Genomic DNA, 12,757 nt, shown 5'->3' on the forward strand with positions numbered 1-12,757 from the left:
CGGATCAGCCCCCGGCCCGGTCTTCCAGCCGGGCCACCAGCCCGGCGGGAACGCGGGTTTCGGCGAGCTGGCCCAGCACCTTGGCCTTCACTTCAGAGGGCATCCGCTCATTGGCTTCGACCAGCGCCACCAGCCGGGCACGATGTTCGTCGCTCAGTTCCAGCATCGACAGATCGGGGCTGCCCGCCTGCGCCTCGTCCCTCAGGGGGCGGACCCGGATGCCGGGGCCCAAAAGCGGCGTGCGGCCCAGCACCACCTCGCGTCCGGCAAGCCCCTCGCCCCGGATCAGCACCATATCACCTTGCCGCCGGATCAAGGTGACAGGCAATTGTTCCAGCCGGTCCTCACTGTCCAGAACCAGCACCGTGCCCGCCGCGTCCAGCGCCGAGGCCGGCAGGCGGACCACGTCGGCCAGCGGCGGTTCCTCGACCCGGACGGTGACGAAATCGCCGGGCTTGAACCCCGGCGCCGCATCGAGACGGGCATAGATCACCCGGCCCGACTGTCCCTCGCCCGCTGCCGCGCTGTCGCGGCTGACAGTGCCGGTGGCGGTCAGATCGGCCCCCGCCACATCCAACTCGATCTCGACGGCTGCGCCAATCAAGCGGCCCGCCGCATCCAGCAGCCGCGTATGCTGGGCCGTCGAGACACGGAACACCACTTCGAGCGCGTCGGGGTCGATCAGTTCGGCCAGCTTTTCGTTCACCGCCACCAACCGCCCCTCGACGAGAGACACGCCGCTGAGCGTGCCATCGAACCGGGCTGTCACCTCGGTTTCGGTCAGATCGCGTTCGGCCTGTTCCAGCGCCAGCCGGGCGCGGGCCAGACGGGTCGCGGCCTGATCCACGCGCGCCTCGGCCTGGGCCACCGCGATGCGCCGCGCCAATACGGCTTGCCGCGCCTGGGCATCGGCCAGCTCTGCGGTCTCGGCGGCGGCGGCGCTGCCGACGCCGCGTTCCACCAGGTCCCGTTGCCGCTTCATCGCCTGGGCCCGCAAGGCCGACTGATCCTCGGCGGCCTGCAACTCGTCACCGGCCAGGATCAGCGCCCTTGCGGCATCGCGTTCCTCGGCCTCGGCATCCATCAGGTCGGATCGCGCGCGGTCCAGCTCGGTCTGCGGCTTGGCCGGGTCGATGCGCACCAGCACCTCGCCCATCGCGACCGTGCCGCCCTCGACGAAACTGTCCGACAGGCCGATTACCCGCCCGCCCATCGCGGCGCGCAGTTCCAGCGTGCGGCGGCTTTGGACCTGACCGAAGGCTTCGAGAACCGGGGTGACCGTGCCGTATTCGGCACGCTGCACATTGACCGCAAAGACCCGTTCGCGCGCAGCTGGCGGCTTGTGGTCACCGGCCATTCTGGTTTGCACCGCCTCCATCACCAGCTGTCCGGCCCAGATCAGCAGGGCAAGCGCCACCGAGGCCAGAAAGACACCCAAAAGGCTCTGCCGCAGAAATCGCATCGGTTTTCGCACCCCGCTCGCTCAGGATCGCACTGTAACAGAACTAGCAGCGCATGGAAAAACGCCAAGCCCCAAGTGCTTGAACGGATCGCAAAGCTATTTCCGTCGCAGATGTTCGTCCAGTCTGGGCATGATTTCCACGAAATTGCAGGGCCGGTGCCGATAATCCAGCTGTTTTTCCAGAATGCCGTCCCAGGCATCCTTGCAGGCACCGGGGCTGCCGGGCAATGCGAACAGATACGTGCCGCCCGCCACACCACCCGTGGCGCGTGACTGTACCGCCGAGGTACCGATCTTTTCCATCGAGATCAGGGTAAAGACGGTGGCAAAGGCCTCGATCTCTTTTTCATAGACGTCGCGATGGGCCTCGACGGTCACGTCGCGCCCGGTCAGGCCGGTGCCGCCGGTCGAGATGATCACGTCGATCTCGGGGTCTGCAACCCAGGCGCGCAGCTGGTCGGCAATCTGGGCGCGTTCGTCCCGGATGATACGCCTGTCGGCCAGCACATGGCCTGCCCGTGCGATCCGGTCGACCAGCGTCTGGCCCGAGCGGTCTTCCTCCAGCGAGCGGGTATCCGACACGGTCAGCACAGCGATACGGACCGGGATGAAATCGAGGCTTTCGTCGATGCGGGACAAGGGGTCAGGTCCTTTCTAGCAAGGCAAGCCGCAGCGCCAGCGCGGCGAAAATACCGGCGGTAAAGCGGCTGAGCAGACGGCCCAATCGCGGATCGCCGGTCATCCGTCTGCCCAATCCGCCAGCGAACTGACCCACCATGCCGTTGACGATGAATCCGCCGATCGCGATTACCAGGCCAAAGGTCAGGAATTGCATCAGGATCGGTCCGGCAGCCGGGTCGATGAATTGCGGGATAAAGGCAAGCACGAACAGGATCACCTTGGGGTTGGTGAGGTTCACCAGCATCCCGTCGCGAAAGGCGCGGCGCGCCGGGCGTACCGGCACCTCGGATGCGCTGAACTCTTGCCGCAACGCCCCCCAGGCCAGCCAGAGCAGATAGGCGACCCCGACCCAGCGGATCACGTCGAACAGCCAGGGCATCGCCTGTACCGCAGCCCCCAGACCCAGTCCCGCGATCGAAACATGCACCATGCCGCCCGCCGAAATCCCGGCGCTGGCGGCCCAGCCCGCGCGTGGACCCGCGCGCAGCCCCTGCCCGAGACAGAACATCATGTCGGCCCCCGGTGTCAGGTTCAGCGCGAGCGCGGCGGGGACGAATGTAAGCAAGGTAACCGGATCGATCATGCCGGTATCTCGAACCAGTTCACGGTGGGGCCAAGGTTGACAACGCGGCTGCGCCCGATCACGCCTTCGGCCCCCCAGCTGTCATGGATATGTCCGCAAAGCGCCAGCCGCGGCTGGACCCGTTCGATGGCGTCGCGGATCTCGGTCGACCCGACCGAAAGCCCGGTTCCGGTCACATCTCCGATCCCCTTGGGCGGCGAATGGGTGATCAGGATATCGGCACCTGTGCAGCGGTCGAGCAATTCGGCCGCCGCGCCCTCGGTCAGGTCACAGGACCAGTCGCCAAAGGGGGTGGGCGGCACACCGTATCCCACACCGAACAGGCGCAACCCGTCGATGCGCGCGCCAGAGCCGTGCAGCACATGGGCACCATCGGGGGCGGCAGCGCGCAGCTCGTCGGCGCTTTCGGCATTGCCGGGCACCAGCACCAGCGGCACCATGATCCCGGCCAGCATGGCCATCGCCTGATCCAGGCCCTGCCGCCCGTTGCAATAATCGCCCGCCCCGATGACCAGATCGGCCTCAAGACTGGCGGCAACCAGATCGGCGGCCCGGGCGCGCGCCATGTGCAGATCGGAAAAAGCCAGTATGCGCATCACGCCTCCCTCAGTTTCGCCTGAAGTTCCAGCAGATCGACCCAGGCCTGCCGCTTCATCTGCGGCTGGCGCAGCAGATAGGCCGGATGAAACATCGGTAGCACCGGCAGGCCCATGGCTTGGGTCCATTGCCCGCGCAACCGGGTAATCCCGCGCCGGCCCAGCACCGTTTCGCAGCTGATATTGCCCATCAGCACCAGCACCTCGGGCTTGGCCAATGCCACATGCCGTTCCAGAAACGGCTTCATCATGCCGATTTCCACCGGCAACGGGTCGCGGTTCTGCGGGGGCCGCCATGGCAGGACGTTGGTGATATAGACGCTCTCCGACCGGTTGAGACCGATCGCCGCCAGCATCCGGTCCAGCAACTGCCCGGCCCGGCCGACAAAGGGACGGCCCTCGCGATCCTCGTCACGGCCCGGAGCCTCACCAATGATCATCACCCTCGCACCGGGCGCCCCATCGGCAAAGACCAGATTGCGGGCCCCGCGCTTCAATTCGCAATACTCGAACGCGGCCAGCGCAGCACGCAAGGCGTCGAGCGAAGCTGCCGCACGCGCGGCACGCGCAGCTTCTTGGGCCGGATCGACCTCGGGCGCCTTGGGAGGCGGCGCGGGCATTGCCGGGCGACGCGGATCGGGCGTCGCATGCACCGACTGGCGCGGTTCGGTGTCGGTCAGCGCATAGCGATCCAGCGGCGCATCCATGATCGTCTCGGACACGCCCAGTTCGACCTGCCATTGCAGCAGGGCCAGCGCGGTATGAGGGTCAAGTGCCGATTCCATGCCCCCAATCTAACCGTCCCTGCGGCAAGGGAAAGCGGATTGGGCTGGACAGCGCGCGCGTCGGGTCCGAGCATGGGGGCATGTTCCGGTCTCACATCTGGCTGTTGCCATTTCTGCTCTGGATTTGCACGGCGTTTTCGACGGGCGCCGCTACCGGCGATTGCCCGCCCGGAACCTTGCGATGCGGCCCCTCAAGTTGCTGTTCGGGGGCGCAGACCTGTTCCTGGGACGGCTATTGCATCCCCCTGGGCGCGACTTATTGCGGCGGTGGACGCTCGTGCGGCCCGTTCGAGCAATGCGTGGCAGGCGGTACCCGCTGCGCCCCCAAGGGGGACGGCGGCTGCCAATCGGGCCTGACCTGCGGCCCCGGCATGACCTGCACCGCCAGCGGTCGATGCGTACCTGCCACCTCGCGGGATTTGGACCTCCCCGTAAACGCGCCCTGCAAGGATGGGCGGGTCTGCCCGGCAGGCACCCAATGCCTCCCCGAAGGTGGATGCAGTCGCGTCGGCTGGTCCCTTTGCGAAGAGACCGGATCGCAATGCAGGCCCGGCTTCAAATGCTCGGCCGAACGGGGCTGTGTTCCGCTCAAGGCCGTCGATTGCGGCCAAGGCAAATGGTGCAGACCGGGCGAGATCTGCCGGCCCGAGGGGGGTTGTGCGCCCACCGACTGAGGCGAAGGGCCGTATTGCCCCCAGACCGCACCCTTTCTATAAGCGGCGCAATCGCCTGACCGGAGCCGCCCATGTCATTTGCCCACCGACACCTGCTTGGCATCGAACAGCTGTCTCCCGCCGATATCACCGCCATTCTGGACCTGGCCGAAACCTATGTGGATCTGAACCGGCAATCGGCCAAGCATTCCGACGTGCTGTCGGGGCTGACCCAGATCAACATGTTCTTTGAAAACTCCACCCGCACGCAGGCCAGTTTCGAACTGGCGGGCAAGCGGCTGGGCGCGGATGTGATGAACATGTCGATGCAGGCAAGCTCGATCAAGAAGGGTGAGACCCTGATCGACACCGCGATGACATTGAACGCGATGCATCCCGACCTGCTTGTCGTGCGGCATCCGCATTCGGGCGCGGTGGACCTCTTGGCGCAGAAGGTCAATTGCGCGGTGCTGAACGCGGGCGACGGGCGGCACGAACACCCGACCCAGGCTTTGCTCGACGCGCTGACGATCCGCCGGGCCAAGGGGCGGCTGCACCGGCTGAACATCGCCATCTGCGGCGACATCGCGCACAGCCGCGTGGCACGCTCGAACCTGATCCTGCTGGGCAAGATGGAAAACCGCATCCGCCTGATCGGACCGCCGACGCTGGTTCCCTCTCAGTTCGCCGAGTTCGGCGCCGAGGTTTATGACGACATGCGCGAGGGTCTGAAAGACGTCGATGTGGTGATGATGCTGCGCCTTCAGCGCGAGCGGATGGATGGCGGATTCATCCCATCCGAGCGCGAGTATTACCACCGCTACGGGCTGGATCGCGACAAACTCGGACTGGCCAAGGCGGACGCCATCGTGATGCATCCCGGCCCGATGAACCGGGGGGTCGAGATCGACGGCACGCTGGCCGACGACATCAACCGCTCGGTGATCCAGGAACAGGTGGAAATGGGCGTCGCCGTGCGCATGGCAGCGATGGAACTGCTGGCCCGCAACCTGCGCGAGGCCGCATGACCCGGCTGAATGTATCCGCGAACGAACATGGCGTGATCCGCCTTTATTCCCTCGACATGCGGCCCGAAGAGGCGCGCTTCCTGCGCGAGCCGGGCGCGGTGGCGCAGCTATTGGGGGCCGAGACGCTCGACATGGATCAGGTCGAGGTTTTCCCGGTATCTGATCTCGAGGAACTTGGCCTTGATGGATATCTGGCCGAGGGGCTGGGCGTGCCCGAGGCTCAGTTCGACCGGGCAGACTTGCGGGCGCGCACCGGCTGGGTGCTGATGCTGCGCAGCCGGGCCTTTGGCGGGCGGGTGCTGGACCTGCCGCTGCCGGCGGTGCTCAAACCCATCGGGACGTATCGCGAGGCCGGAACCGACTGGACCGGCACCCCGATAGAGACCGCCAGCGCCCTGCCCCATTCCGCGCCCCGCCTGTCGCCGCGCGCGGCGCGGCGCAAAGCCAGTAACACCGGTCTCACCCTGTTTGTCATCATCATGTCTCTGATCATCGCGGGGCTGGCATGGCTGATCCTGTGATCCGCTTTGTTGCGGACAGACAAGCCTATCTGCGCAATCACACCTGGATGGCCGCAATCGCCATGGGTGGCGCCATGGCCGTGCTCTGGGCATTGGGCAACCCTTATATCTGGACCGGTGCCCCGGCGGGTCTGGCCGCGATTGCCCTGCGCGGCTGGTACCTCGCGTCCGAGGAACTGGTGGTGGTGTGGGAAATCTCCGAGGGCACGCTCAGCGGCCCCGGCCCCCGCGTGCCGCTCAGCCAGATCGAGATGGTGCGGACCATGGGCAGCTATGTGCAGGTGATCACCAAGGGCGGTGACAAGCACCTGATCAAGTATCAGGCGGATCCGGCCGCCACCAAGGCCGCCATCGAAAGGGCGATGACATGAGCAACATCCTTTTCACCAATGCCCGGCTGATCGACCCCGAGGCAGGCACCGACGAACGCGGTGCGCTGCTGGTCGAGGGCGGGCGGATCGTGGCGCAGGGCCACGAGATCGGCGTGCCCGAGCATGTCGAGGTGGTCGATTGCGGCGGCAAGTGCCTGGCCCCCGGTATCGTCGATATCGGCGTCAAGGTGGGCGAGCCGGGCGAGCGCCACAAGGAGAGCTATAAATCCGCAGGACAGGCGGCGGCGGCGGGCGGTGTCACCACCATCATCACCCGGCCCGACACCAACCCGGCCATCGACACGCCCGAGGCGCTGGAATTCGTCACCCGCCGGGCGCAGGCGGACACGCCGGTCAACGTGCTGCCGATGGCGGCACTGACCAAGGGGCGGCAAGGCCGCGAGATGACCGAGATCGGCTTCCTGCTGGATGCGGGCGCGGTGGCGTTCACCGATTGCGACCATGTGGTCGCCAATACCAAGGTGTTTTCCCGCGCGCTGACCTATGCCAGGTCCTGCGGCGCTCTGGTGATCGCGCATCCGCAGGAACCGGGGCTGAGCGAGGGGGCGGCAGCCACCAGCGGCAAGTTCGCGGCACTCTATGGCCTGCCCGCCGTGTCGCCCATGGCGGAACGGATGGGACTGGATCGCGATATCGCGCTGTTGGAGATGACCGGGGCAAAATACCATGCCGACCAGATCACCACGGCGCGCGCCCTGCCCGCGCTGGAACGGGCCAAGAAGAACGGGCTGGACATCACCGCCGGTACCTCGATCCACCACCTGACGCTGAACGAACTGGATGTGTCGGGCTATCGCACCTTCTTCAAGGTCAAGCCGCCCTTGCGCAGCGAGGACGACCGGCAGGCGGTGATCGAGGCGGTGCGCACGGGCCTGATCGACACGATCAGTTCCATGCACACACCACAGGACGAGGAAAGCAAGCGGCTGCCCTTTGAGGAGGCCGCAAGCGGCGCGGTGGCGCTGGAAACCCTGCTGCCGGCGGCGCTGAGGCTCTATCATGCAGGCCAGCTTGACCTGCCCACCCTGTTCCGCGCCATGGCGCTGAACCCCGCCCGGCGGCTGGGGCTGGCGTCGGGACGGATGAGCGCGGGGGCGCCCGCCGATCTGGTGCTGTTCGACCCGGATGTACCCTTTGTACTGGACCGGTTCACGCTGAAATCGAAATCGCAGAACACTCCGTTTGACGGCCAGCGGATGCAAGGTAGGGTGCTGGCAACCTATGTCGCGGGCCTGCCCGTCTATCGGAGAGACTGATGCCCCCAATCGATACCGCCACCAATGCGCTGATCCTCTGGGCCTTGATCGGCTACGGTCTGGGTTCGATCCCCTTTGGACTTCTGCTGTCACGCATCATGGGTCTGGGCAACGTTCGCCAGATCGGTTCGGGCAATATCGGTGCAACCAACGTGCTGCGCACCGGCAGCAAGAAGGCGGCGGCACTGACCCTGCTATTGGACGGCGGTAAAGGGGCGGTGGCGGTGCTGCTGGCGCGGGTGTTCGCTGGCGAGGATGCCGCACAACTGGCGGCGCTGGCAGCGTTCCTGGGCCATTGCTATCCGGTCTGGCTGGGCTTCAAGGGGGGCAAGGGAGTCGCCACCTTTCTGGGCCTCTGGCTGGCGTTGGCCTGGCCTGTCGGCATCGCCTGCTGCCTGACATGGCTGGTCGTTGCCCTAGCCACCCGCATCTCTTCGCTCAGCGCGCTGGCAGCGGCGGCCAGCTCGACGCTGTGGCTGGTCTTTCTTGGCCATGGCACCACGCTGTTCCTGGGCATCGCGTTGACCCTGCTCGTCTATTGGCGTCACAGCGCCAATATCGCCCGCCTCAAGGCCGGCACCGAGCCGCGCATCGGACAGAAATCCAGTTGAGCCCCATCCCGACGGCGCTGACCTGCCTGCGGAACTGGCCGCTGGGAACGCATTACGGTCAGTCTGGTGGCAAGCACTATCTGGTCAGCAAGACCGTCTTTGCCGCTGGTCGCTCGATCAAGCTGGTCGCGCACGAGCGCGGCGGCAACGATTACATCAGCCTTTGTTTCTACGACCTGACCGCGGGGCCGCGGCTGGCGCCCTGCGAGATGCCGCTAGACAAGGTCATCACCTTCCTTAGCCAACTGAGCCACGAAAGCAATCGGGGCTAGATCCTGCTGTCCCCGGCGTGCTCACCGGCACAACACGCCCACTCAAAAAGAGTTGCTTTGAACGTGATCGGGGGACCTCCCAGATCGGGGTCACCACGGCGCATTACGCCGTGCGGGATCAAAGGGCCCTTACAGCGCATAGACCGCCAAGGGGCCATCAACGCGAAAGGCACATAGAATGAACACTATCAAATCTTTCATCGGCGGCGTCGCCCTGTCGCTGACGCTGGCCGGTTCGGCCATGGCAGCCGGTGTCGACCTGAACGCCAGCTCGACCGGTCTGGCGCTGCAGGGCTATGACCCGGTGGCCTATTTCACCGTGGGCGAAGCCACCGAAGGCGACTGGAAGATCACCTCGGTCTATCATGATGCCACCTATCGCTTTGCCAGCGCCGAGAACAAGGCGACGTTCGAGGCGAACCCGGAAGCCTATCTGCCGGCCTATGGCGGTTACTGCGCCTTTGGCGCCGCGATGGGCTTCAAGTTCGATGGCGACCCGGACAACTGGAAGATCGTCGATGACAAGCTCTACCTGAACCTGTCCGACGAGATCCAGGCAAAGTGGGAAGAGGACGTCCCCGGTTTCATCGTGAAGGCCAACGCCAACTGGACCGATATCGCCGACAAGAGCCCGGCAGAGCTGCAGAACTGAGTTCGGTTGCGAAATCAAGAACGGCGGCAGAGCAATCTGCCGCCGTATCTGTTCGAGATAGGACAGGAAACCGCGTGCGGGTGGTTCTCACAAAGCACAGCAGAGCGTAGTCTTCTGAGACGCCAAGCTTACACTCCGGCCATGGGAGCCTCCCCCGTCGATGCTTCTTTGGAATTACGTCCATTCGCGCAACAACCACGGGCATCGAAGCACAAAGCCAAGCCCTCTGCGAGGCGCGCTGTTTCTAAGACTTACCGTACATGTACAGATTTCCCGAGGTTTTCATCCTGGATGAATATCGCACCGGAATGACCATCTTCCGAGGTTTCACGCAACATCTCCGGCGCTCAGCCTCTCGGGCATTCCATCGAAAGCAACGGGAAACGCCTACCAACCCTGAGCTTGGATAAACTGCTCCCGACTCTAGGTGGCGGAGCCGCCCGCTGATCAAAGTTCTCGAGATTGACCCTGCTGGCGACAAGGCTGCCTGGAGCCGGTAAACCGATTGCGAGTTTCGGGTCTTGGTCGCCTTCGATCCGATTGACGCGTCGCCGGGCGCCAGTGACCTAGAGAGAGTGAGGACTCTGAACGTGTCTGACGTTCTCCCTGGCTCACCCGGCTATCAGGTTGGCCATCCTGCTACGCGTATCAGGGACGTTTGGTGGCGGAGCGGACGCAACCGGGATCGGGCGTTCTCCGACTTGGTTACGCTCCTTTCGGCAAGAGATTTGTATGCCAACCGACAGAATTCCGTTAGGAGACCTGATCCGTTTCCTTCCGGTGTTTTCGAGGCCTATGCACCCCCCCAGAGCGAGAAGGCGGTGACGAGCACCCCAACGGCTGCGACCCACGATCCAGCCACTTTCGGAGCAACCGGGAAAAGGTGCCGCGATATCGCTTCCAGCGCGAACCATGCCAGCAAACCGAGCCCAGCGATGCCCGAGACCGTACCTGCATACCACTGAAACCCGTTGCCTGCTCCCGGCTCATCCGGGATCACCCCTGCCAGCGCGCCACAGGCAGCGACAAGTGCGAATGCTGCAAGACGAGGCCTCACCGCCCTGGGCATCGTGGCGGCGAGCCCGACGAACAACACCGCAAATGGTCCGGCAACGGCTGGCAACAAAGGCGCCGTGTCGCTTGCCAGGGCAAGCGCCGAAAGACAGGACATCAAAACGAACGCGGGAAAGGCGATGCGCGTGAACGCCAGCGTCCGTCCCGCAAGAAAGGCCATGGTGCCGATCAACAAAGCCGCCTGCATCGGATCGATCAAGGGATGCAGAAGGCTTGAATAGAACGGGCCGAGCTCTCCGAATGCATCATGCGCAAAAACGACCGTGGGGCACAGGCTCAAAGAGCCAGCCGTGAAAACAGGCACCGTTGGTGCAAGGAACCTTCGGATCGATTGTGTCATGTGAGGAACCCCGCCACGCGCTCAATCACCCAGTATGACGCCAAAGCTCCTACAGCATAGGCAACGCTCCGAAGGCCAAACGACCCAGCGCGGGTCATATGAGTGGCAAACACCGGGTATAGCCGGGCGATCGCATGGCCCATTGCCACGGCCACGGCGATGAACAGGACCTGGCCCGCTTCGACGCCCAGGTTGAATGCCAAGAGCGCCAGCGGCACATCACGCTCGGGCAGCCCAACGTCGAGCAACGCGCGAGCAAAGCCCAACCCGTGCAACAACCCGAAAGCAAAGGCCACCGTCCAGGGATAGCGCAACGTCAGGCCGGGCAAGTCACGGCGGTGGTGCAGCTGTTCAGCGGCCAGAAAGGCGATGGAGAGAGCCACGATCGCTTCTACCGGCGGCGATGGAACGACGATCCAGCCAAGACTGGCTGCAGCTAGAGATATCGAATGTGCCACGGTGAAAGAGGTCACTGCCGCGAGCAGCGGCCGCCAGTCGCGGATCAGAAAAAGCAACATGAGAACAAAGAGAAGGTGGTCGACGCCCTTCAGAATATGGTCAACGCCAAGCATGAAATAGCCCGCCGCGACCCCCAGCATGCCGGAGTTTTCCGGCACGATGAAAGCCGGAGTCGCGGCGGTCAGGCGCATGGCTTGCGGGGCGGCCTCGGGCGATGTGGCATAGCGCACCAGCACATCGGTCCGAGAGCGCTCCAATCCTTCGATACGGATCTCTCCGCCGCCAATCCCGTCAGCGCAGTGTGCAACCCAACCTTCCAGAAAGGCTCGCCCGTCGAAATCCGGTTGCGATCCTCGACGCGGGCTGCATCCCTCGGGCAGAACAGCGTCGATGTCCATCGGTTGCCCCTGCACCTGCGGTTTGCGCCAGGTTACGCGCCACTCGCCGGCCCCGAAGGGCGTGAGTTCGAGAAACGCCGGCTCCAGGGCATGAGCCGGCACCCGGGACGGGAGCAAGACCCCCAGACAAATCGACAGCAATAAGACCAGACGGATCATTCGCCGAGTATATCCCTGGTGTCCGGGCGCGATATTCGGTACCGCGACCGCAACGCATCAAACCTACGCTCACGCAGTTCTGCGGCGAAATTCGCACGCCAATCGAGTTCGACACGCTCGCGTATGCTTTCCAAAGACGGCAGAGCACCCTCGACGCGTTCCTCTAAAAGAACAAGGTGCTTGCCGAAGGTCGAAGCCACGGGGCCGGACCATGTTCCGAGCGGCAATTCAAGAACGTTCTGGAAGAATCCGGTGCCAAAGGTCGAGTCCACCACCTGGAGCGGGCTGGCCGGCAAACGGTCTGGCAAAAGGCTGGGTTGCCAGGCTTCGGGCACGTCTTTACCTGCATCGAGTCGGCTGGCGATATCCGCGATACGGGTGTCATCGATATCGTCTCTCAGCAAGATCTGCTGAAAGGCGATGACCGCCGGTCGGGCGAACCTGTCCGCATTCTCGGCCAGATGCGCCTCAAGCACGGCATCCTCCGGCGCGACCGCTTCGGCACCGGACTCGGTCAGAAACTCCATCTTCTGTTGCAAACGGCGACGGATGATCGGGTCGTTATCGTCAAGACCAAGTGCGATCGCTTCGCGCACATAGACCTCTTCGCGAACCAGAGAATCCATAAGGCTGTCGAGTTCCGCCGCGCTTGGCCGTCGACGCCAGGTGGTTTCAAATTCGGCAATGAGGCGCATGGCATCCTCTGGCGTCACCGTGATGGTCTGCTTTTGCACCGCTGGGGGTGCATCATCGAACACCGTAAACAACGCAAACACCACCGCACCGATCAGGAAGAAATGGAGAAGCGGTTCGCGCAGAAATCGTGTCATGGCTC

Annotated in this window: 15 protein-coding genes; 7 read left to right on the plus strand and 8 right to left on the minus strand. The window is 64.4% G+C overall.

What is annotated here, in order from left to right; translation table 11 throughout:
- Positions 1 to 4: 4 nt before the first annotated feature.
- The 5 genes from AC2FLM_RS11520 to AC2FLM_RS11540 all read right to left on the minus strand — a co-directional run bounded on the left by AC2FLM_RS11520 (position 5) and on the right by AC2FLM_RS11540 (position 4,107).
- Positions 5 to 1,462 carry an efflux RND transporter periplasmic adaptor subunit gene (locus tag AC2FLM_RS11520; RefSeq protein ID WP_496857996.1) on the minus strand — a complete coding sequence of 486 codons (1,458 nt, stop codon included), beginning with the start codon at positions 1,460 to 1,462 and terminating at the stop codon, positions 5 to 7.
- A gap of 96 nt (positions 1,463 to 1,558) precedes the next feature.
- Complete coding sequence (gene moaB, locus AC2FLM_RS11525; protein WP_234137188.1) at positions 1,559 to 2,101, minus strand: molybdenum cofactor biosynthesis protein B; 543 nt, start codon at positions 2,099 to 2,101, stop codon at positions 1,559 to 1,561.
- Between the two features lie 4 nt (positions 2,102 to 2,105).
- A complete protein-coding gene (locus AC2FLM_RS11530; RefSeq protein ID WP_496857999.1) occupies positions 2,106 to 2,726 on the minus strand; it encodes a LysE family translocator in 621 nt (206 codons plus the stop codon).
- Positions 2,723 to 3,322, minus strand: a complete 600-nt coding sequence (locus AC2FLM_RS11535) for a metallophosphoesterase (protein ID WP_234162811.1) — start codon at positions 3,320 to 3,322, stop codon at positions 2,723 to 2,725. The genes AC2FLM_RS11530 and AC2FLM_RS11535 overlap by 4 nt, the downstream gene beginning before the upstream one ends.
- The gene (locus tag AC2FLM_RS11540) at positions 3,322 to 4,107 is read right to left on the minus strand and encodes a uracil-DNA glycosylase (protein WP_496858001.1); all 786 of its coding nucleotides are present in this window, start codon (positions 4,105 to 4,107) and stop codon (positions 3,322 to 3,324) included. Before AC2FLM_RS11540 ends, AC2FLM_RS11535 begins: the two co-directional genes overlap by 1 nt.
- A 745-nt stretch (positions 4,108 to 4,852) precedes the next feature.
- Here AC2FLM_RS11540 and AC2FLM_RS11545 point away from each other — a divergent pair.
- The 7 genes from AC2FLM_RS11545 (at position 4,853) to AC2FLM_RS11575 (ending at position 9,492) form a co-directional block, all read left to right on the plus strand.
- The gene (locus AC2FLM_RS11545) at positions 4,853 to 5,788 is read left to right on the plus strand and encodes an aspartate carbamoyltransferase catalytic subunit (protein WP_234137183.1); all 936 of its coding nucleotides are present in this window, start codon (positions 4,853 to 4,855) and stop codon (positions 5,786 to 5,788) included.
- A complete protein-coding gene (locus AC2FLM_RS11550) occupies positions 5,785 to 6,309 on the plus strand; it encodes a hypothetical protein (protein WP_496858003.1) in 525 nt (174 codons plus the stop codon). Before AC2FLM_RS11545 ends, AC2FLM_RS11550 begins: the two co-directional genes overlap by 4 nt.
- Positions 6,294 to 6,680 carry a hypothetical protein gene (locus tag AC2FLM_RS11555; RefSeq protein WP_496858005.1) on the plus strand — a complete coding sequence of 129 codons (387 nt, stop codon included), beginning with the start codon at positions 6,294 to 6,296 and terminating at the stop codon, positions 6,678 to 6,680. Before AC2FLM_RS11550 ends, AC2FLM_RS11555 begins: the two co-directional genes overlap by 16 nt.
- A complete protein-coding gene (gene pyrC / locus AC2FLM_RS11560) occupies positions 6,677 to 7,957 on the plus strand; it encodes a dihydroorotase (RefSeq protein WP_234216115.1) in 1,281 nt (426 codons plus the stop codon). The genes AC2FLM_RS11555 and pyrC overlap by 4 nt, the downstream gene beginning before the upstream one ends.
- The gene (gene plsY / locus AC2FLM_RS11565; RefSeq protein ID WP_496858007.1) at positions 7,957 to 8,568 is read left to right on the plus strand and encodes a glycerol-3-phosphate 1-O-acyltransferase PlsY; all 612 of its coding nucleotides are present in this window, start codon (positions 7,957 to 7,959) and stop codon (positions 8,566 to 8,568) included. Before pyrC ends, plsY begins: the two co-directional genes overlap by 1 nt.
- The gene (locus tag AC2FLM_RS11570) at positions 8,565 to 8,840 is read left to right on the plus strand and encodes a hypothetical protein (protein WP_496858009.1); all 276 of its coding nucleotides are present in this window, start codon (positions 8,565 to 8,567) and stop codon (positions 8,838 to 8,840) included. Before plsY ends, AC2FLM_RS11570 begins: the two co-directional genes overlap by 4 nt.
- A 178-nt stretch (positions 8,841 to 9,018) precedes the next feature.
- The gene (locus AC2FLM_RS11575) at positions 9,019 to 9,492 is read left to right on the plus strand and encodes a YHS domain-containing (seleno)protein (protein WP_496858011.1); all 474 of its coding nucleotides are present in this window, start codon (positions 9,019 to 9,021) and stop codon (positions 9,490 to 9,492) included.
- Positions 9,493 to 10,285: 793 nt separating this feature from the next.
- Here the strand turns inward: AC2FLM_RS11575 and AC2FLM_RS11580 are convergent.
- The 3 genes from AC2FLM_RS11580 to AC2FLM_RS11590 are packed head-to-tail and all read right to left on the minus strand — an operon-like array spanning position 10,286 to position 12,752.
- The gene (locus AC2FLM_RS11580) at positions 10,286 to 10,906 is read right to left on the minus strand and encodes a hypothetical protein (protein ID WP_496858013.1); all 621 of its coding nucleotides are present in this window, start codon (positions 10,904 to 10,906) and stop codon (positions 10,286 to 10,288) included.
- On the minus strand, positions 10,903 to 11,922 hold the full coding sequence (locus AC2FLM_RS11585; protein WP_496858015.1) for a HupE/UreJ family protein: 1,020 nt from the start codon (positions 11,920 to 11,922) through the stop codon (positions 10,903 to 10,905). Before AC2FLM_RS11585 ends, AC2FLM_RS11580 begins: the two co-directional genes overlap by 4 nt.
- Positions 11,919 to 12,752: a peptidyl-prolyl cis-trans isomerase gene (locus tag AC2FLM_RS11590; protein WP_496858017.1), complete on the minus strand. Its 834-nt coding sequence runs from the start codon at positions 12,750 to 12,752 to the stop codon at positions 11,919 to 11,921. The genes AC2FLM_RS11585 and AC2FLM_RS11590 overlap by 4 nt, the downstream gene beginning before the upstream one ends.
- Positions 12,753 to 12,757: the final 5 nt, after the last annotated feature.

Source organism: Ruegeria sp. SAZD011 (genome assembly GCF_059612545.1).